We start from the raw sequence: 16,524 nt of genomic DNA, 5'->3' as shown, positions 1-16,524 counted from the left end.
TGGGACGGGTGATGCGGTCCGGGGCGGCGATGGGGGCGTCAGCCCCGCACCGCATCCGCCACGGGGATCCCGGCATCGCGGGACAGGACATCGGCGATGGTCTCGCCGCGGACGATCACGGTCGACCGGCCGTCGCGGACGGCGACGATCGGCGGACGCGGGACGTGGTTGTAGTTGCTCGCGAGCGAGGCGCAGTAGGCCCCCGTCGCCGGCACGGCGAGGAGATCGCCCGGCGCCACGTCATCGGGCAGGTACTCGTGGTCGACGACGATGTCGCCGGATTCGCAGTGCTTGCCCACCACGCGGCTGAGCTGCGGAGCGCCGTCGCCGCGGCGGGACGCGAGCCGCGCCGAGAACTGGGCGCCGTACAGCGCCGGCCGGGCGTTGTCGCTCATGCCGCCGTCGACGCTGAGGTAGCGGCGCACGGCGCCGGACTCGAGCTCGACGTCCTTGGTCGTGCCGACCTCGTACAGCGTCACGCCGGCCGTGCCGACGATCGCGCGCCCGGGCTCGAACGAGAGCGCCGGGACCGCGATCCCGCGTGCGGCGCAGCCCTCGGCGACCGCCGCGACGATCTCGCCCGCGAGGGTCTCGATCGGGGTCGGATCGTCGACGCTCGTGTAGGCGATGCCGAAGCCCCCGCCGAGGTTGAGCTGAGGCACCGATCCGTGCTCGAGCAGGGCCGCGTGCAGTTCGAGCACACGGGACGCCGACTCGCGGAAGCCCGCGACGCCGAAGATCTGCGAGCCGATGTGGCAGTGCAGCCCGGCGAAGTCCAGGCCCGGGATCTCGCGGATGCGCGCGACGGCGATCTCGGCATCCGCCAGCGGGAAGCCGAACTTCTGGTCCTCGTGGGCCGTCGCGAGGAAGTCGTGGGTCTCGGCGTGGACGCCGCTGATCACGCGCACGAGCACGCGCTGGACGGCTCCGGTCCTGGCCGTGATGGCGGCGAGACGCTCGATCTCGATCGCGCTGTCGACGATGATCGTGCCGATGCCGACCTCGACCGCGCGCTCGAGCTCGGCGACGGACTTGTTGTTGCCATGGAATCCCAGGGAGGCCGGAGCGACGCCCGCCGCCAGCGCGACCTCGAGCTCGCCGCCGGTGCACACGTCGACGCGCAGGCCCTCGTCGACGACCCAGCGCGCGACCGCGGTGCTGAGGAACGCCTTGCCGGCGTAATACACCTGGGCGGTCGTGCCGTTCTCGGCCGCCGCGTCGTCGAACGCGACGCGGAACGCGCGGGCACGGGTGCGGACCTCGTCCTCGTCGAGCACCAGCAGCGGGGTGCCGTAGGTCTGAGCGAGCGTCGTCGCGGGGATCCCGGCGAGGGTCAGAGCGCCGTCGGCGGCGCGGACCGCGGACGCGGGCCAGACGGCGGCCGGGAGTGCGTTCGCGTCGTCGGGCACGACGAGCCAGTCCGGGGCGAGCGAGTCGGCAGGGGAATGCAAGGATCACCAATCGTGGGACGGGCCTCGGGCCGGAGGGGCACAGCGAGTTGACCCGATTCTAGGGCACCGTCCATGCCGCATCCGTCATGGTGACACCCCGCGTCAACCCCCTGCGAACCCGGCCTCGCGGCTCATAGGGTGGGGGCGTGACGACGAGCAGCGAGAGTTCTCCGACGGAGCCCACCCGGCCCGGCCTCATCCCCCGCGTGAGCGCCGCTGCGATCCGCTGGGCGCTGCAGCGTCGCGCCGTCCGTGCGTTCCTGCTGTACTCCGAGCGTCGCGGCGCCATGCTCGCCGACAGCGTCACCTACCGTGCGCTGTTCAGCGTCTTCGCGGGCGTGCTCCTCGGATTCTCGATCGCGGCGCTCTGGCTCGCCGGCAACCCCGACGCGTGGCGCGCCATCATCGACGCGGTGCAGTCCGTGGTGCCCGGGCTGATCGGCACGGACGGGGTGATCAACCCCGACGACCTGCGGGCGCCCCTCTCGCTGTCGATCGCCGGGATCGTCGGCGCCGTCGCCCTCGCAGGATCGGCGCTCGCGGCGATCGGGTCTCTGCGGACCGCCGTCAGGGTCATCGCGGGCACCGCCCAGGACGACATCCTGTTCATCTGGGTCATGCTGCGAAACCTGGCCCTGGCGATAGGGATCGGCGTCGCCTTCGTCGCTGCCGCCGCCGTGACGTTCCTCGGCCGCCTCGGTGTCACGTGGCTCAGCGGGCTCTTCGGTTTCTCCGAGGACTCCCCCGCCGCGACCTGGGGGATCCGCATCGTCTCGCTGCTGGTCGTCCTCGTGCTCGACACCGCGCTCGTCGCCGCCATCTTCCGCCTGCTCTCGGGCGCGAAGCCCGCTGCGCGGTCGCTGTGGGTCGGCGCGCTGATCGGCGGCATCGGTCTCCTCGTGCTCCAGGAGCTGTCCAGCCTGTTCGTCGGCGGCGCCACCAGCAACCCGCTGCTCGCCTCGTTCGCCTCCCTGCTGGCGCTGCTCATCTGGCTGCAGCTGTCGACCCAGGTGATCCTGATCGCGTGCGCGTTCATCGTCACCGCGGAGGAGGAGCGGGTCGACCGCGTGCGCGCGCGGTTCGGTGCGACCACGCTCGAGCAGCGCCGCGTGCAGCGCGCCGAGGAGGAGGTCGCCCTCGCGACCGCGACCCTGAGGAAGGCGCAGACGGACGCGGGGCTGAAGACCCCCGTCGACGACGCCTGAGGCCGGACCCGCACCTCGGACGCGCTCAGCCCTGGACGCAGGTGCCCTTGTCGAGCAGAGACGCGTCCGTCGCGATCGCGCCGTCCACGTCGACGTCGATCACGACCTCGTCTCCGTCGATCCGCAGACCGGTGAGAGTGAGGCCGGCCGGCAGCTGGTCCTTGATGCACACGCGCTGCGTGTCGGTGAGCTGGGCCCCCAGGGACCCGAGCGAGGAGCCGACCTGATCGGCGTCGACCTGCAGACCGCCGATCGTGAGCGACACGGGGGTGAGCTCGAGGTCGCCCTCGGCCACACCGGGGGTCACGGTCAAGGAGATCGGGATCGGGATGCCGAGCACGGGCACCGATCCCGCGACGGTCGCGTTCGGCGCCTCGAGCGTCACGGTCTCGACCGGCAGGTCCGTCTTCGCGAGGATCGTCGTGAACTGCGACTCGTCGATGCGGATGGTCCCCGTCGCGCCGCCCAGATCCCCGCCCTGCAGCGGCACACCTGTAGCGGTGACGTCGACCGCTCCGGTGATGCCCTCGAGCGTGACCGCGTCCGTCGTGAGATGCAGGCTGTCGAGGCGTCCGCCGATCAGCTGGGGCAGCAGGATGCCGTCGGCTTCGACGTCGAGCTGCTGGTCGGCCGGGAGGTCGAGCTGCTCGACGACGATCGAGCGGACCACGCCGGGCAGGATCGAGCGCGCCACGAACTCCGCGGCCACCACGAGCAGCGCGACCACGATCACGACGATGAGCAGCACCCACGGCCAGCGCTTGCGGCGGCGGGCCGGCGCGACGGCATCCTCCCCGTCCTGTCCGCCGGGGATCACGAGCGTGGGATGCTCCGTGTCGGCGGCAGGGTACGGCAGCGTGTGGTTGTCGTCGCTCATGCTGACATCCTGCCGTATCGGCTCGGTGAGGGAGCCGACACGGCCAAGCGGGACTACTTGCGCTCGGGCGCGGACACCCCGAGCAGGTGCAGCCCGTTGCGCAGCACCTGACCGGTCGCGTCGTTGAGCCACAGCCGGGTGCGGTGGACGCTCTCGACAGGCTCGTCACCGAGCGGGATCACGCGGCAGTTGTCGTACCAGCGGTGGTACAGCCCCGCGAGCTCCTCCAGGTAGCGGGCGACGCGATGCGGCTCGCGCACCTCCGCAGCGAAGGCCACGACACGCGGGAACTCCTGCAGCGCGCCGAGCAGCGCCGCCTCTGTCTCGTGCGTCAGCGTCTCGGGAGCGAACTCCGAGCGGTCGACACCCGAGTCCGCGGCGTTGCGCGCGACGTTGTGCGTGCGCGCGTGGGCGTACTGCACGTAGTGCACCGGGTTGTCGTTCGACGGCTTCTGCAGAAGCTCGGGGTCGAGGGCGAGAGGCGAGTCCGCCGGCGAGCGCTCGAGCGAGTAGCGCAGCGCATCCGTGCCGAGCCATTCCCGCAGGTCGTCCATCTCGATGATGTTCCCCGCGCGCTTGCTGAGGCGTGCGCCGCCGACCGACACGAGCTGGCCGATCAGCACCTCGACGTTCTTCTCGGGGTCCTCGCCCGCGGCACCCGCGATCGCCTTGAGGCGGTGCACGTAGCCGTGGTGGTCGGCGCCGAGCAGGTACAGCTTGTACTCGAAGCCGCGGTCGCCCTTGTTCAGGTAGTACGCGGCGTCGGCGGCGAAATAGGTGTACTCGCCGTTCGAGCGACGGATCACGCGGTCCTTGTCGTCGCCGAAGTCGGTCGTGCGCACCCAGACGGCGCCGTCCTGGTCGAACACGTGCCCCTGCTCGCGCAGACGGTCCACGGCCCGGTCGACGAGGCTCACGCCGTTCTCGTCCTTGGCGTGCAGCACGCGCTCGGAGAACCACACGTCGAACTCGACGTTGAACTTCGCGAGCGACTCCTTCTGCTCGGCGAGCTGGTACTCGTAGGCGAGCTCACGCGTCACCAGCAGCTGCTCCTCGGCCGGGAGGTTCAGCAGATCGGGACGGGCTGCGAGCACGCGCGTCGCGAGGTCGCCGATGTAGCTGCCCGCGTAACCGCCCTCGGGCGTCGGCTCGCCCTTCGCGGCGGCGAGCACGGAGTGCGCGAAGCGCTCCATCTGCACGCCGGCGTCGTTGATGTAGTACTCGCGGGCCACGGTGGCACCGGATGCCGCGAGCACGCGCGCGATCGCGTCGCCGAGCGCGGCCCAGCGCGTGTGACCGATGTGCAGCGGGCCCGTCGGGTTCGCGCTCACGAACTCGATGTTGACGCTCTGACCCGCCTGCGAGTCGTTCGTGCCGTAGGCCTCGCCCGCGTCGACGATGACCTTCGCGAGCGCGCCGGCCGCTGCGGCATCCAGACGGATGTTGATGAAGCCCGGACCTGCGACCTCGGCCGTGTCCACGCCGTCGACCTCGGCGAGTCCGTCGGCGATCTGCTGTGCGAGCTCACGCGGATTCGTGCCGAGCTGCTTCGCGAGACGCATCGCGATGTTCGACGCCCAGTCTCCGTGCTCGCGGTTGCGCGGACGCTCGAACACGATGTCCGACGAGGCGAGCGCGAGGGGCTCGCCCGGACGTCGTTCCTCGGCGATCGGGGCGAGGACGGCGAGGAGGGCTTGGGCGAGCGTTTCAGGATTCATAGACTGCCCAGTTTACGGCGCGTCGCGGTGCGGAATTTGCGCGGGGCCGAACGTGATCTACAGTCATGCCATGCTTCCCGCCGCCACCCGTCGTCGTCTGCCCTTCGCAGGCGTCGTGATCGCCGTGCTCCTCGCGGTCGCCGCGGTCGTTCTCGGGATCTGGCGTCCGTGGACGGGGACACCCTCGACCGACCCGGTCGGCGCCGCCGCCCTGGGCGACGACGTGGTCGCGATCGCGCCCGCCCCGCTCGCTCTGCCCGAGCATCCGACGGTGCTCGTGTTCGGCGACTCGTGGACGTACGGCTCCGCCGCGACCGTGCCGACCGAGGGGTACGCGTACCTGCTCGGCGATCTCCTCGGCGGCGAGACCATCGTCGACGGCGTGCGCGGCAGCGGCTACCTCAAGCCCGGGATCGACGGACCGACGTTCGGGGAGCGCATCGCGGCGCTCGATCCCTCCCTCTCCCCCGACCTCGTCATCATCCAGGGCTCGATCAACGATCGGGCCCAAGGCGTCGCGGGTTATCGCGAGGCCGTGAACGCCGCCTGGGACGCCATGGCCGCGACCTACCCGGAGGCGACCATCGTCATCCTGGGTCCCGCTCCGCACGAACTTCCGGTGGGCGCTGCGACTGCGCGCATCGACGCGGACCTGTCGGAGCTGGCCGCCGCCCGCGGCTGGTGGTACATCTCCCCCGTGACGGAGAACTGGATCACCGACCAGAACTACCTCTCGGTGATCGACGTCGAGATCGGACGCAAGCACCCCTCCTCGGACGGCCACCGCTACCTGGCCCAGAAGGTCGCCGACGCACTGGGCCGACTGGGCGACGCGCCCGTGACCGAGGCCGGGTCGGAGACCACCCCCCAGCAGTGATATCGTCGTTCGGTACGCCTCCGTAGCTCAGTGGATAGAGCGCCGGTTTCCGGTACCGAAGGTCGCAGGTTCGACTCCTGTCGGGGGCACAACATCCAGCCCGGTCTCCTCGGAGGCCGGGCTGTTCTGCGTCGTCACGGCGATGTACTGCGCGTAGAACGCCACAGGGTCGAGGCGCAGCACGCGTGCGATGTTCTCGAGCTCGTCGGCGAGGAACGGCGACTTGCCCTTGAGGCGCTCCCCCATCGATGAGGCGGAGAGCCCGATACGGACGGCCACGAAGCGCGCGGAACGCTCTTCCTGGTCGATCAACGACTTGACGAACGCGCCGCGAGCCTGACGAAGGAGTCGGGCGTCGTCGGTGAACGGGATGACGTTGCTCTGCATGCTCATGGCATGAGTGTATGAGTTTCCGGTCACTTTGGCAAGGAAAGCCGTTACGGAGTGTCGGATAGTCGGCAACACACCGCAGGCGTGGCTTGCGTTGTTGCGGAATCTCGCACACACTTGCCGACATGACGAAACCAGGAGTTGGCATCCCGGCCAAGGTGCGCGGTGTCGCCGCCGAAAAGGGCTACACGCAGGAGCGCATCGCGCTGACGATCGGCATCTCTCGAACGCAGCTCGTCGAGCGCTACGCCGGCCGCACGTCGTTCAAGGCGGACGAGATCCTGGCTCTCGCCATCGACATGCGCGTGCCTGTGGAGAGGTTCTTCCCCTCCGAGCAGGAGCTGCGCGAAACCGACCGACGGGTCGCTGTGGCAGCGGCCGCAGGCGCGTCATCATGACCACCGGGGAATGGGGAACCGGTACGCCCTCTGCTGGGGAGCAGGGCGCGGAGGGTCGGGGCACCGTGGGGACGGATGCTCCGACCACTCCGATGGGCTCGGCGCTGCCGATCGTCCAGTTCTCGAGCGCGATGCTCACGCTCCTGTGCGTGGTGCTCGTCATCGCTCGGATGAAGGCCGACGCCGTGCTGATCATCGGCACGATCACGCTCGCCCTCTGCATCTGGGCCACGCTGCGCATGCGGGGACGGTCGTGAGCGTCAAGGTCTCGTCGTGGGTCTGGCACGGCCAGGAGGCGAAGGGCGTCACGGGTAACGAACTCGTGCTGCTCCTGGCGCTCGCCGACGTCGCCGACGACCGCGGGCGCTGCCGCTACATCGACGACGAGGGCGACATGACCTATGCGGTACTCGCGGTCAAGGTTCGGGTGTCGCGGTCGACGTTGATCCGCATGATCGCCAAGCTGCGCGAGCGTGGGTTGCTCGATCACACCCCGGGGACGAAGAAGCACGCGAACGCCTTCCAGATCCTCGTGCCGTGGGTCGATTCGTCCGGTTTCAATCTGGAACCGAATGCGATCAATGAGGTGTCAAATCCGACGGGATTCGGTGTCAAATCCGACGAGGACACCTCTCTTATACGTAGTGACGTACTTAACGATCAGTTCGGCCAGTTCTGGACTGCGTATCCGCGGAAGGTCGCCAAGCCTCGAGCGCTGAAAGCGTTCCTCTCCGCTGCGAAGGAAACCGACCCTGCCGTGATCGTGGCCGGCGCGATCCGGTTCTCCCGCGATCCGAACCTGCCCGACAAGCAGTTCATCCCGCACCCCGCGTCATGGCTCAACGACGGGCGTTGGGACGACGAGGAGCTGCCGCCGCGCATTCGTCCTGCTGGCCCTGGTCCTGCAGGTCCCTCCTCCGACGACTACGAGCCCGGAGAGGAGTGGGCGGCATGGACCCGCTGAACCCTGAGCAGTACGTCATCGGCGCGCTGATGATGCGCCCCGCCGTTCTCCCTGACGTCGTCGCGGAGTGCTCCCCCGACGACTTCGCGGACTCCCGCCTCGGCGCGATCCTCGAGGGGATCGTCCGACTCGTCGCTGAGCACACGCCCGTCGACATCGTCACGGTCGGCGATCACCTCGCCGCATGGGACGTCCGCGGAATCGACTTCGCCCACCTGAGTGCGTGGAGCACCTCCGTACCGACCGCCGCGAACGCCGGCTACTACGCCCGCATGATCCACAACGCCGCGCTGACCCGCGGTCTGCGGAACCTCGGCGGCCGCATCATGGACTCTCAGTCCGGCGACGTCGTGGACGAGATCTCGCGAGCGATCGCCGAGCTGCAGGCGCTGCGTGAGCGCGGGTCGAGCCGACGGAGCAACCTGATCACGCTGCGCGAGCTCCTCGCGGTACCCGAGCAGGAGGATGAGCCCGACTGGGTCGTGCACGGCCTCCTCGAGCGGCGCGATCGGCTCATGCTCACCGGCTCGGAGGGCGGCGGCAAGTCGACGCTGCTGCGCCAGATCGCCGTGCTCTCGGCTGCTGGTCTGCATCCGTTCGAGCACTACCACACGCGGCCCGTGCGCACGCTCGTCGTCGACGCCGAGAACTCGCAGCGTCAGTGGCGGCGCGCGGTGCGATACATCGCACAGAAGGCCCACCAGTACGGGACGGTCGACCCGCAGGACATGCTGCAGCTCGAGTGCACGCCTCGCATGGATCTCACGCGCGCCGAGACGCTCGGCTACGTGCACCGGCTCATCGACGAGGCCAAGCCGGAGCTGCTGCTCATCGGCCCGCTGTACCGTCTCACGCCCCGTGCGATCAAGGACGACGACGACGCGGCGCCGCTGCTCGCCGCACTCGACTCTCTCCGCGAGCGGGGCGTCGCGATGCTCATCGAGGCTCACGCCGGCCACTCGACGTCCGCGGGCGGCGAGCGCGATCTGCGGCCGCGTGGATCCTCGGCGCTCCTGGGTTGGCCGGAGTTCGGCCTCGGGCTGCGCCGGCACCGCGAGGGCCGCGGCCGCTTCCAGCTCGTCCGCTGGCGTGGCGACCGCGAGGCGCGCGACTTCCCGCCGCAGGTGTCACGCGGCGAGCACCAGATATGGCCGTGGGAGCGGCACGTAGGCGCATGAACGAAGGGATGGGAATCATGGGGAACACCGTCGACACGGTCGCCGCGAAGAAGGCGCAGATCGCGCTCTCGCCCGAGGTCGTCCGGCACACGCTGTGGTGGTTCGGTGACCGCGCGTACGGCCAGGAGCCGGGGCACTTCGTCACGCGGCTGCTGAACCTGATCTCGGCATCCGACCCGGACAACCGGGACAAGATCTCGAACGAGTACCCCGAGTACGTGCAAGCGCACGGTGTCGTGGCTCGCGAGAGCTGGGGGCTCGACTTCCTGCTCTCGCTCGCGAAGGATGCCGCCCGCGACGAGGCAGCGGCCCGCAGCGCCGCGCGAGGGCTGTTCTGATGCGCGCGGATCAGGTGACCGGCCCGGTGCGCCTCCCCGAGCTCGCACCGTCGCCGCTGCTGCGTGGATGGGCGCTCGTCGCGCTCCTGACCGGACTTCTCGCCTCGGCGCTCGGCGTCGTCGGGATGGTCGTCTCGTGAGCGCCGTGCTCGGCGTCGACCCGTCGCTGACGATCTCCGGCTGCGCGCTCGTGCAGTGGACGCCGACCACGGATCCCACCTGGGAGACGTGGCGAGGACGCTCAGCACCTGCAGAGGTCGAGAATGCCGAGACGAGCCGCCGCCGCATCCGGAAGATGCTCACGGAGATCCTCGCGTTCGTCCCGCCGCAGCTCACGCTCTCGGTCGTCGAGGCCGCCGCGATGGGCGCGAAGTACACGCCGCTCGCCGACGAGCGCGCCGGCCTCCGGTGGATGCTCATCGACCAGCTCCTCGTGCGCGGGCCTGTCGTCCTCGTCACGCCGAGCACGCGGCAGGTCCTCGCGCACAGCGACTCGATCCCGCGGAGCACGAAGCCCACGGCGCGCAAGCGGCTCGTCCTGGCGTCCGTCCGGCGGCTCGTGCCCGAAGCGCACGTGCCGGACCACAACGTCGCCGATGGTGTGGCGCTCGCACGGGCTGGCGCTCACGCCGCCGGCCTCGAGGCGCCCTACACGGACAAGCAGATTTCGGCTCACGCGAAAGTCGCGTGGCCGATCGATAGCGAGCACTCGCTCGCAGGAATGGGGAAATGACATGGATATCAAGCCGACCAGCTTCGCCCGCGGGGTGCCCAAGGAGGAGCGGAACGGGTTCTTCGGACTCGAGGAGGAGCTCATCGAGTCCGTCGGGAACCCGCAGCCGATCGTCGCGGTCGTGACGTACACGCTCGACGAGGTCGTGACCAAGACCCTCGCGGGTGAGACGTACCCGGTCGTCAAGGCGATCTCGATCGAGCCCCTGCACGACCCCGCCGCGGCCGAGACCGCGTCGAAGCTCCGCGACGCCGCCATGAAGAAGCGCACGGGCGTCGAGCAGCTCGACCTGCCGGAGGTGGAGTGATGGGCGTCCAGTACCTGCCTGGCGCGACTCTCAAGCCGCGCCTGCTCGCCGACCGGGACCCGGCCGTGAACGCCGAGCGCCGCCGCCTCGCGAACCGCCGTCGCGGCGGGGCGCGCGAGCTGTTCGCACACCTCGCGCCGATGGTCCTCGCCGCCCGACCGCGCATCGTCGTCGACGAGGGCACGCCGCGGGAGCGCGTCGTGCTCGGCCGGTCGACGTTCCGCAACGTGCTCGGAGAAGTCTGATGAGCGCGCTCGAGAGGATGGAGCCGCCCGAGGTCATCTCGGGGCAGCTCATCGAGGGCATGGACGAGGAGGAGTACCACGCGCACCACGCGCTCTCCACGTCCGGGATGAAGCAGCTCCTCCGCTCCCCGAAGCACTTCCAGCTCTCGCGGGAGGAGGAGCGCGCACCGAAGCCCGCGTTCGACGAGGGGCACGCGATCCACGAGCGTGTCCTCGGCGTCGGTGCTCCCATCGTGCAGATCCCCCGCGACCTTCTGTCGGCCGACGGTGGGGTCCGCACGAAGGACGCGAAGGCGTGGGTCGACAAGGCCCGCGATGAGGGGAAGGTGCCGCTCAAGCCGCCGGTGTACTACCGGATCACGCGCGCCGCCGACGCGGTCCTGTCGAACGCGAAGGCGAAGTCGCTGCTCGATCGCCCCGGCCTCTCCGAGGTGTCGCTGTTCGCGCAGGACCCTGTGACGGGTGTGCAGCTCCGCTGCCGCTTCGACCGGCTCTCCGACATCGGACTCGACGTGAAGTCGACGACCGACGTGCGGCCGCGGAAGGTCACGAGCACGGTGATCGACTTCGGTTACGACGTGCAGGCGTGGGTCTACCGGTACGTGTACCAGCTCGTCACCGGCGAGGAGCTCCCGCCGATGCACTTCATCTTCGTGGAGAAGGAACCGCCGTACGAGGTGCGCGTCGTGCGCCTCGCCGATCCGGCTTGGGCTGTCGGCGGCGAAGCGAAGGCACGCGCTGCGATCGACCTGTTCGCGTGGTGCATGGAGCACGACCGCTGGCCTGGCGACGACGAGGACGGCGGCCCAATCCAAGACCTGCCCGTGCCGGCCTGGTATGAGCGGCAGATGGACGCGCTCACGGAGGACGCCCTGTGAGCGCCGCGCTGCTGCCCACGACCACCGACCGCAACGAGTGGACCGAGGAGGAGGCCGCGGTCGTCGAGGCCGCCGGTCTCGTGTTCATACACCAGTACGGGGAGAGCAAGGGACAGAAGATCCTCGCGCCCCGCCCGGTGATCGCGAAGTTCATGCACATCTGTGAGCGCACGGGTCTCGACCCGATGGCCAGGCAGATCTACTGCATCGGCCGCTTCGGCTCGGATGGGCTCGAGTGGTCGGTGCAGACCGGCATCGACGGGTTCCGCGTCATCGCGGAGCGGTCGAAGGTCTACGCGGGCCAGGACGAGCCCGAGTGGCTCACGAAGGATCACGGCTGGGTTCAGGCGTTCATCAAGGAGCTGCACGGCGATCACCCGCTCGCGGCCCGGGTGAAGGTCTATCGCAGCGACTGGGACCGGCCGATGGTCGGGATCGCGACGTGGGACGAGTACGCGCAGAAGAAGCGCAACGGTCAGCTGACGGCGATGTGGGAGCAGCGCGGTCCGGGGCAGCTCGCGAAGTGCGCCGAGGCTCTCGCGTTCCGCAAGGCGTTCCCGCAGGACCTGTCGGGCCTGTACACCGACGAGGAGATGCAGTCGCAGGACGTCGAGATCGGCGAGGGCGACAGCGAAGGCACCGCGGTTCGTCCTCGGCGCCGCGGCATCCCGACTCTCGCCGACCGCGCCCGCGCTGCAGAGCGGGCAGATGCGGAGGCTGCTGCAGTGGCCGAGCCCGTCGTCGTCGACGCGGAGCTCGTCGACGAGGAGCCCGTCGCGGATCCGGAGACGACGGATGCCGCGCCCGAGACCGAGGACGGGCACGTGTGCTCGCGCTGCGGTCTGCCGCGCGCTGACGAGGAGGGCGGGATCTGCGGCCCGTGCGAGATCGAGATCGAGGCGGAGATCGCCGCCGGAGAGGAACAGTCGTGAGCATCGTCCAGGTCCTCGCCGCTGCTGCGAGCGAATGCGACGGCTACGCGTGCTCGCCGGAGCACTCGGTGCCGATCTCCGAGATCATCGTCCGTCGGATGCCCGAGGGCATCGAGCGGACCGTCGACCTCCTGGCGGCCACGGGCGGCGACCTCCGCTTCCTGATCGGCGGTCTCGTCGTCTCGGCTTTCCTCTCGATCGGCGGCGCCGCGCTGCTCTCTCGTCGAGGGAGGTCTGCCCGATGAGCGCTCCCCTGGTGCGCACGCAGCACGGTGCGATCCTCGGCGTCGACTGGCGCGCTGAGAAGGGCGCGGTGCCCGGTCGGGTGCCCGCGACTGACGTCATGCCCGGTGATGGGATCCGCCTCGCGAACGCTGCGCCGACGGTCCTTTGGGTCGAGCACGTCCAGGTCGTGCGGGTGTGCGTGCGGACGGCCGGCGGCGCGGAGATCGTGATCGAGCGCGCACCGGGGGACCTCGTCGAAGTCGTCGAGATCGGCCGATTCGAGCCGGAGGTGCGCGATGGACGATGAGCTCACGCCGGTCGTGTGGCCGAACGGCGACCAGGTCGACTTCGACTCGATCGAGGCGTACGCCGAGGACGCGCGCCGGGTCGCGGAGTCGAACCTCGACGACGGCGTGGTGCGCGGTCCGGACTGGGTTATCGCCGAGCTCGAGCTGATCTCGGCGCACGCGGCGCGCATGGTGCTCGTCATCATGAACGCCGAGACCCTCAAGCGGCGGACCGCGACGAAGCTCGCGCGTGCGAAGGCGAACGCCCGGATCGCGCACGCCCGGAAGGTCCCGACGCTGCAGACCGCGCACATCGTCGTGGACACGGCCGAGCTGCAGGACGAGTACGACGTCGCGGTCGCCGCGTTCGAGTACGCGCGCCGCGTCGGGAACCTCCTCGCGGGCTACACGACCCGCGTGCAGTCGATCGGCCGTCAGGTCGAAATCACGTACTCGCTCGCGGGTGCGGGAAGGGGTCGATGATGGCGCTCACGAAGTGGGAGCGCGTCGAGGTGACGTGCGATGCGGGGCCGCTGGCGATCATCAACGCGCTGCAGGAGATCCCGTCGGGCTCGCAGCTCGTCGCGATGGACACCCAGGAGCTGCCGTTCTTCGAACCGGCAGCGGGTGCGATCCGTCGGGTCACGCTCACGTTCGAACGGCTGGTGCCGTGATGGTCGGCGACTTCTGGGAACTGATCGACCAGCAGCTCGACGAGATCGGCGCGGGCGTGGAGACCTTCGACGGTGTGCGCCTCGTGCTCGGTCGCGGCCAGGGCCCTGACGCGACATTCTTCGCGGGCTCGGGTGGCGATCGCACGCTCGCCGAGGAGCTGCGCCGCTCGGGCTGGGAGCACGTCTGGGGCGATCGGATCTTCTACGTCATGCGGCATCCGGTGTCGGGCGAGGTCCTCACATACATCGAGGGCGACGTCGTGCGGGGTGATCAGCGTGGCTGACGTGACGGCGTCCGATCGCGCCGCTGTGAAGCACCGCGACGGCTCACGCTGCGCGTCGTGCGGCTCTGAGGTCGATCTGACGATGCAGCACCGGGCGCGGGTCGGGCAGGGCGGGACGTCGTTTCGTGTAGGCCGCTCTGGGCTCCTCACGGCCTGCGCGGTCTGCAACGGCGAGTACGAGCACGGGAAGCAGACGCAGGCGCTCGTCTACGGCTGGAAGATCCGCGCGTGGGTGACTGCGCACGTCGTGCCGGTGTTCTACCTCCCTCGCGGCGTCTGGGCCGTGCTGGGGACGAAGGGCGGCGTCCGGGTGATCTCACCCGCTGACGCCGTGGTGATGATGCGTGCCGTCTACGGGGCGCAGTGGGATGCCTGGGCGCGCGAGCTGCCTGTCCAGGTCGGACTGGAAGGGGTACGGGCATGAACCCGGGAGAAGTGATGATGTGGGCGCTCGCCGTGCTGGTCGTGGCCGGGCGAGGGGGCGCGCGATGACCGTGCAGCGCGAAGTGACGCTCAACCTCGCCGCCGCCGAGATGAACGACGAGTTCGGCGTCGACGTTGACTTCATGGGCGCCCGCGAGGCGCTCACGACCGCCGAGGCGCGGGAGTTCGCCGAGGAGATCATCGCGGCCGCCGATGAGGCGGACGCCGCGGCGATCGACCACGCCGGCCGACCGATCGAGCCTGCAGCGCACGACCTGCTCGGGCGTGTCGGGTCTCGGTTCGCTGAGGACGAGTCGTGAACGTCGAGCGGGAGATCGACGCTGCGAACCGGCGGGTGCAGGCGCAGATCGATGCAAGTGCACGCGCCGCGCTGATCCGCATCGGCGTCGACCCCGACGAGGTCGCCCGGGAGGAAGCCGAGGCGAGGATGCAGGCGGCCCGCGACGTGTTGGCCGCGTGGGGCTACGCCGTCGGCGAGTGGGTAGCGATGTTCGCGCAGCTCGTCGAGGCGTTCGAGCGTGCGTTCGCGGAGGCAGGGCGATGAGCGCGGGGATGGACGCCGACCGCGTCGGGATGATCGTCGCGTGCCTGCAGCTCGACGGGCCTGAGGCGATCACCGAGTGGTCCGAGATGAACGTGCGGACGCAGGAGGACGCGCTGAACTTCGCGATCTCGCTGACGGCGATCGCGGCTTCGTGGATGGTGTCGGCGCTGCCGATCCCCGCGGGCGCGCTGTACGCGGTCCCTCCGGGGCTCTCGTGCCGTGCTGACGCGGACGCGCATCGCGCGGTCGTGATGGTCGCGAACAACGATCATGCGTCGGCGTCGGCGCTGCTGCAGGGCGTCGTGGAGCGCGGCGACCTCGTGTCGGTCATCATCCACCTCGTCGAGTTCGCGCGCGCCGCGGTCCAGGGAGATACCTCGGCGGTGGCGCTGTGATTCTCGACCTCGAGGTGTCGCGCTGGGTGCGCCGGTTCGAGTGGCATCTCGACCAGCTCCCCGGCATCCTCGAGGTGCTCCGCGCCGACTCGAGCGGTCTCAAGGCCGCTCGCCTCTCGGAGCGTGTGAGCGGGGGCGGCGGACCAGCGCGGCTGCCCTTCAACGTCGACCTGGTCGACACGACGGATGATCTCTGGGCCGCGGTCATCGAGTACACGAGCGAGGTCGCCGAGCGGCTGGGCGAGACCGTCACCGACGCGGTGACCTGGCGGCGCTCTGGCGCGGCCGTGGGACTCTCGTCGGCGGTCACCGGGTACCAGGCCCGGGTGCTCGCATTCGCGGTCGTCAGGTGGCTCACGGAGCGATCCGAGGAGATCTCCGGACTGCCGATGAACGACGCCGAGGATCACCTGTTCGGGATGATCCGCCGGCTGCGGGTGCAGTACATGCTCCCGCCGGTCGAGCGCCCGTCGCGTCGTCGGACGTGCGAGGCGTGCGGGGAGCGTGCCGTCGCTGCCGAGTGGGTGTCCGACGCGCTGGGTCGCGGGGTGCTCGTCGTCGAGTGCCGCGACTGCGGGGAGTCGTACGACACGGAGGCGCGTGGTGCGTGATGTGGCTCACGTACAGGGAAGCAGCGCGGCGGGTGCGCCGGTCGAAGGACACGGTGCGGCGCTGGCGACGGCAGGGGATGCCGATGCGGTTCGACGACAAGGGTCGCCGGATCGTGCAGGAGAAGGTGCTGCTCGCGTGGTGGCGCGGGCGGATGAAAGCGGATCCGGTGTTCCAGGCGCGAGTGCGCGCACGGCTCCGGGCGGAGATGGAGGAATCATGACGATCGAGATCCTGACGGGCGGTGTCGCCGGCCAGAGCCGCGCCGAGCTGGTCACGAAGGCTAAGGAGGTCGCGTCGGCGTATTTCGGCACTCCGTGCGTCGTCGTCCGGCTGCGCGACGCCGAGGGCGACACACTCTCGCGCGATCACAGCGGCGCCGTGACGTCCGTGACGTTCAAGGCGAACTTCGACGCTCAGGAGCACCACGACGTCCGTGGTCGCACCTACGGCCCGGATCAGTGCCGTACGTGCGATCGGGACTCGTGGCCTCACGACCCGCTGCGTCGCGCCGACTGGTCCGTCGTCGACAAGAAGGGAGCGCCGACCGATGGAGTGCTCTGAGTGCGAG

Annotated in this window: 28 protein-coding genes and 1 tRNA gene; 26 read left to right on the top strand and 3 right to left on the bottom strand. The window is 70.0% G+C overall.

What is annotated here, in order from left to right:
• Positions 1–38: 38 nt before the first annotated feature.
• Positions 39–1,451, bottom strand: a complete 1,413-nt coding sequence (lysA, locus tag ACIPY8_RS08220) for a diaminopimelate decarboxylase (protein ID WP_400816866.1) — start codon at positions 1,449–1,451, stop codon at positions 39–41.
• A 146-nt stretch (positions 1,452–1,597) separates the two neighbouring features.
• Here lysA and ACIPY8_RS08215 point away from each other — a divergent pair, with 146 nt between their 5' ends.
• Positions 1,598–2,656 carry a YihY/virulence factor BrkB family protein gene (locus ACIPY8_RS08215; RefSeq protein WP_400816864.1) on the top strand — a complete coding sequence of 353 codons (1,059 nt, stop codon included), beginning with the start codon at positions 1,598–1,600 and terminating at the stop codon, positions 2,654–2,656.
• Between the two features lie 25 nt (positions 2,657–2,681).
• On the opposite strand, the gene ACIPY8_RS08210 is transcribed toward ACIPY8_RS08215, so the two are convergent.
• Complete coding sequence (locus ACIPY8_RS08210) at positions 2,682–3,533, bottom strand: DUF2993 domain-containing protein (protein ID WP_400816862.1); 852 nt, start codon at positions 3,531–3,533, stop codon at positions 2,682–2,684.
• Between the two features lie 53 nt (positions 3,534–3,586).
• Complete coding sequence (argS, locus tag ACIPY8_RS08205; RefSeq protein ID WP_400816860.1) at positions 3,587–5,251, bottom strand: arginine--tRNA ligase; 1,665 nt, start codon at positions 5,249–5,251, stop codon at positions 3,587–3,589.
• A gap of 70 nt (positions 5,252–5,321) precedes the next feature.
• Here argS and ACIPY8_RS08200 point away from each other — a divergent pair, with 70 nt between their 5' ends.
• The 25 genes from ACIPY8_RS08200 (at position 5,322) to ACIPY8_RS08080 (ending at position 16,517) form a co-directional block, all read left to right on the top strand.
• Positions 5,322–6,128, top strand: a complete 807-nt coding sequence (locus ACIPY8_RS08200; RefSeq protein WP_400816858.1) for an SGNH/GDSL hydrolase family protein — start codon at positions 5,322–5,324, stop codon at positions 6,126–6,128.
• Between the two features lie 16 nt (positions 6,129–6,144).
• Positions 6,145–6,217, top strand: a tRNA-Arg gene (locus ACIPY8_RS08195).
• Between the two features lie 426 nt (positions 6,218–6,643).
• On the top strand, positions 6,644–6,916 hold the full coding sequence (locus ACIPY8_RS08190) for a helix-turn-helix domain-containing protein (protein ID WP_400816856.1): 273 nt from the start codon (positions 6,644–6,646) through the stop codon (positions 6,914–6,916).
• Positions 6,913–7,173, top strand: a complete 261-nt coding sequence (locus ACIPY8_RS08185) for a hypothetical protein (RefSeq protein WP_400816854.1) — start codon at positions 6,913–6,915, stop codon at positions 7,171–7,173. The genes ACIPY8_RS08190 and ACIPY8_RS08185 overlap by 4 nt, the downstream gene beginning before the upstream one ends.
• Positions 7,170–7,880, top strand: coding sequence for a hypothetical protein (locus ACIPY8_RS08180; RefSeq protein WP_400816852.1), 711 nt, complete (start codon positions 7,170–7,172; stop codon positions 7,878–7,880). The genes ACIPY8_RS08185 and ACIPY8_RS08180 overlap by 4 nt, the downstream gene beginning before the upstream one ends.
• Positions 7,868–9,058 (top strand): AAA family ATPase, encoded by a 1,191-nt coding sequence (locus ACIPY8_RS08175; protein WP_400816850.1) that lies wholly within the window; start codon positions 7,868–7,870, stop codon positions 9,056–9,058. Before ACIPY8_RS08180 ends, ACIPY8_RS08175 begins: the two co-directional genes overlap by 13 nt.
• 17 nt (positions 9,059–9,075) lie before the next feature.
• On the top strand, positions 9,076–9,396 hold the full coding sequence (locus ACIPY8_RS08170) for a hypothetical protein (protein WP_400816848.1): 321 nt from the start codon (positions 9,076–9,078) through the stop codon (positions 9,394–9,396).
• Positions 9,396–9,536, top strand: a complete 141-nt coding sequence (locus ACIPY8_RS08165) for a hypothetical protein (RefSeq protein ID WP_400816846.1) — start codon at positions 9,396–9,398, stop codon at positions 9,534–9,536. The genes ACIPY8_RS08170 and ACIPY8_RS08165 overlap by 1 nt, the downstream gene beginning before the upstream one ends.
• A complete protein-coding gene (locus ACIPY8_RS08160) occupies positions 9,533–10,129 on the top strand; it encodes a hypothetical protein (protein ID WP_400816845.1) in 597 nt (198 codons plus the stop codon). Before ACIPY8_RS08165 ends, ACIPY8_RS08160 begins: the two co-directional genes overlap by 4 nt.
• 1 nt (position 10,130) lies before the next feature.
• Complete coding sequence (locus ACIPY8_RS08155) at positions 10,131–10,436, top strand: hypothetical protein (RefSeq protein ID WP_400816843.1); 306 nt, start codon at positions 10,131–10,133, stop codon at positions 10,434–10,436.
• Entirely contained in the window at positions 10,436–10,681 is a 246-nt protein-coding gene (locus ACIPY8_RS08150) for a hypothetical protein (protein ID WP_400816841.1), read from the top strand. The genes ACIPY8_RS08155 and ACIPY8_RS08150 overlap by 1 nt, the downstream gene beginning before the upstream one ends.
• Entirely contained in the window at positions 10,681–11,559 is an 879-nt protein-coding gene (locus ACIPY8_RS08145) for a PD-(D/E)XK nuclease-like domain-containing protein (RefSeq protein ID WP_400816839.1), read from the top strand. Before ACIPY8_RS08150 ends, ACIPY8_RS08145 begins: the two co-directional genes overlap by 1 nt.
• Complete coding sequence (gene bet, locus ACIPY8_RS08140; RefSeq protein ID WP_400816838.1) at positions 11,556–12,491, top strand: phage recombination protein Bet; 936 nt, start codon at positions 11,556–11,558, stop codon at positions 12,489–12,491. Before ACIPY8_RS08145 ends, bet begins: the two co-directional genes overlap by 4 nt.
• Entirely contained in the window at positions 12,488–12,736 is a 249-nt protein-coding gene (locus ACIPY8_RS08135) for a hypothetical protein (protein WP_400816836.1), read from the top strand. Before bet ends, ACIPY8_RS08135 begins: the two co-directional genes overlap by 4 nt.
• Positions 12,733–13,023 carry a hypothetical protein gene (locus tag ACIPY8_RS08130; protein WP_400816834.1) on the top strand — a complete coding sequence of 97 codons (291 nt, stop codon included), beginning with the start codon at positions 12,733–12,735 and terminating at the stop codon, positions 13,021–13,023. Before ACIPY8_RS08135 ends, ACIPY8_RS08130 begins: the two co-directional genes overlap by 4 nt.
• Complete coding sequence (locus tag ACIPY8_RS08125) at positions 13,013–13,486, top strand: hypothetical protein (RefSeq protein WP_400816833.1); 474 nt, start codon at positions 13,013–13,015, stop codon at positions 13,484–13,486. The genes ACIPY8_RS08130 and ACIPY8_RS08125 overlap by 11 nt, the downstream gene beginning before the upstream one ends.
• Positions 13,486–13,677, top strand: a complete 192-nt coding sequence (locus ACIPY8_RS08120; RefSeq protein ID WP_400816831.1) for a hypothetical protein — start codon at positions 13,486–13,488, stop codon at positions 13,675–13,677. Before ACIPY8_RS08125 ends, ACIPY8_RS08120 begins: the two co-directional genes overlap by 1 nt.
• On the top strand, positions 13,674–13,961 hold the full coding sequence (locus tag ACIPY8_RS08115) for a hypothetical protein (RefSeq protein ID WP_400816829.1): 288 nt from the start codon (positions 13,674–13,676) through the stop codon (positions 13,959–13,961). The genes ACIPY8_RS08120 and ACIPY8_RS08115 overlap by 4 nt, the downstream gene beginning before the upstream one ends.
• Positions 13,954–14,385, top strand: coding sequence for a hypothetical protein (locus tag ACIPY8_RS08110; RefSeq protein ID WP_400816827.1), 432 nt, complete (start codon positions 13,954–13,956; stop codon positions 14,383–14,385). Before ACIPY8_RS08115 ends, ACIPY8_RS08110 begins: the two co-directional genes overlap by 8 nt.
• 64 nt (positions 14,386–14,449) lie before the next feature.
• The gene (locus ACIPY8_RS08105; RefSeq protein WP_400816825.1) at positions 14,450–14,704 is read left to right on the top strand and encodes a hypothetical protein; all 255 of its coding nucleotides are present in this window, start codon (positions 14,450–14,452) and stop codon (positions 14,702–14,704) included.
• Positions 14,701–14,949 carry a hypothetical protein gene (locus ACIPY8_RS08100; RefSeq protein WP_400816823.1) on the top strand — a complete coding sequence of 83 codons (249 nt, stop codon included), beginning with the start codon at positions 14,701–14,703 and terminating at the stop codon, positions 14,947–14,949. The genes ACIPY8_RS08105 and ACIPY8_RS08100 overlap by 4 nt, the downstream gene beginning before the upstream one ends.
• An 8-nt stretch (positions 14,950–14,957) precedes the next feature.
• Positions 14,958–15,344 (top strand): hypothetical protein, encoded by a 387-nt coding sequence (locus ACIPY8_RS08095; protein WP_400816822.1) that lies wholly within the window; start codon positions 14,958–14,960, stop codon positions 15,342–15,344.
• Positions 15,341–15,955 (top strand): hypothetical protein, encoded by a 615-nt coding sequence (locus ACIPY8_RS08090; protein WP_400816820.1) that lies wholly within the window; start codon positions 15,341–15,343, stop codon positions 15,953–15,955. Before ACIPY8_RS08095 ends, ACIPY8_RS08090 begins: the two co-directional genes overlap by 4 nt.
• Positions 15,955–16,176, top strand: coding sequence for a hypothetical protein (locus ACIPY8_RS08085; RefSeq protein WP_400817683.1), 222 nt, complete (start codon positions 15,955–15,957; stop codon positions 16,174–16,176). The genes ACIPY8_RS08090 and ACIPY8_RS08085 overlap by 1 nt, the downstream gene beginning before the upstream one ends.
• Complete coding sequence (locus ACIPY8_RS08080; RefSeq protein ID WP_400816818.1) at positions 16,173–16,517, top strand: hypothetical protein; 345 nt, start codon at positions 16,173–16,175, stop codon at positions 16,515–16,517. Before ACIPY8_RS08085 ends, ACIPY8_RS08080 begins: the two co-directional genes overlap by 4 nt.
• The last annotated feature ends 7 nt before the right edge of the window (positions 16,518–16,524 follow it).

Origin of the sequence: Microbacterium sp. NPDC089696 (assembly GCF_044749125.1) — a bacterium.
GTDB lineage: Bacteria > Actinomycetota > Actinomycetes > Actinomycetales > Microbacteriaceae > Microbacterium.
Note: the sequence above shows the minus strand (reverse complement) of the source record. Positions and strands in the feature narration are given on the sequence as shown.

Excerpts from the sequence above, each read along its gene's own strand:
- ACIPY8_RS08120 (WP_400816831.1), top strand. The coding sequence starts at position 13,486 with ATGGCGCTCACGAAGTGGGAGCGCGTCGAGGTGACGTGCGATGCGGGG.
- ACIPY8_RS08200 (WP_400816858.1), top strand. The coding sequence starts at position 5,322 with ATGCTTCCCGCCGCCACCCGTCGTCGTCTGCCCTTCGCAGGCGTCGTG.
- ACIPY8_RS08150 (WP_400816841.1), top strand. The coding sequence starts at position 10,436 with ATGGGCGTCCAGTACCTGCCTGGCGCGACTCTCAAGCCGCGCCTGCTC.
- ACIPY8_RS08130 (WP_400816834.1), top strand. The coding sequence starts at position 12,733 with ATGAGCGCTCCCCTGGTGCGCACGCAGCACGGTGCGATCCTCGGCGTC.
- ACIPY8_RS08185 (WP_400816854.1), top strand. The coding sequence starts at position 6,913 with ATGACCACCGGGGAATGGGGAACCGGTACGCCCTCTGCTGGGGAGCAG.
- ACIPY8_RS08145 (WP_400816839.1), top strand. The coding sequence starts at position 10,681 with ATGAGCGCGCTCGAGAGGATGGAGCCGCCCGAGGTCATCTCGGGGCAG.
- ACIPY8_RS08165 (WP_400816846.1), top strand. The coding sequence starts at position 9,396 with ATGCGCGCGGATCAGGTGACCGGCCCGGTGCGCCTCCCCGAGCTCGCA.
- ACIPY8_RS08170 (WP_400816848.1), top strand. The coding sequence starts at position 9,076 with ATGGGGAACACCGTCGACACGGTCGCCGCGAAGAAGGCGCAGATCGCG.
- ACIPY8_RS08080 (WP_400816818.1), top strand. The coding sequence starts at position 16,173 with ATGACGATCGAGATCCTGACGGGCGGTGTCGCCGGCCAGAGCCGCGCC.
- ACIPY8_RS08125 (WP_400816833.1), top strand. The coding sequence starts at position 13,013 with ATGGACGATGAGCTCACGCCGGTCGTGTGGCCGAACGGCGACCAGGTC.
- argS (WP_400816860.1), bottom strand. The coding sequence starts at position 5,251 with ATGAATCCTGAAACGCTCGCCCAAGCCCTCCTCGCCGTCCTCGCCCCG.
- ACIPY8_RS08155 (WP_400816843.1), top strand. The coding sequence starts at position 10,131 with ATGGATATCAAGCCGACCAGCTTCGCCCGCGGGGTGCCCAAGGAGGAG.
- ACIPY8_RS08190 (WP_400816856.1), top strand. The coding sequence starts at position 6,644 with ATGACGAAACCAGGAGTTGGCATCCCGGCCAAGGTGCGCGGTGTCGCC.
- ACIPY8_RS08210 (WP_400816862.1), bottom strand. The coding sequence starts at position 3,533 with ATGAGCGACGACAACCACACGCTGCCGTACCCTGCCGCCGACACGGAG.
- ACIPY8_RS08095 (WP_400816822.1), top strand. The coding sequence starts at position 14,958 with ATGGACGCCGACCGCGTCGGGATGATCGTCGCGTGCCTGCAGCTCGAC.
- ACIPY8_RS08105 (WP_400816825.1), top strand. The coding sequence starts at position 14,450 with ATGACCGTGCAGCGCGAAGTGACGCTCAACCTCGCCGCCGCCGAGATG.
- ACIPY8_RS08085 (WP_400817683.1), top strand. The coding sequence starts at position 15,955 with ATGTGGCTCACGTACAGGGAAGCAGCGCGGCGGGTGCGCCGGTCGAAG.
- ACIPY8_RS08175 (WP_400816850.1), top strand. The coding sequence starts at position 7,868 with ATGGACCCGCTGAACCCTGAGCAGTACGTCATCGGCGCGCTGATGATG.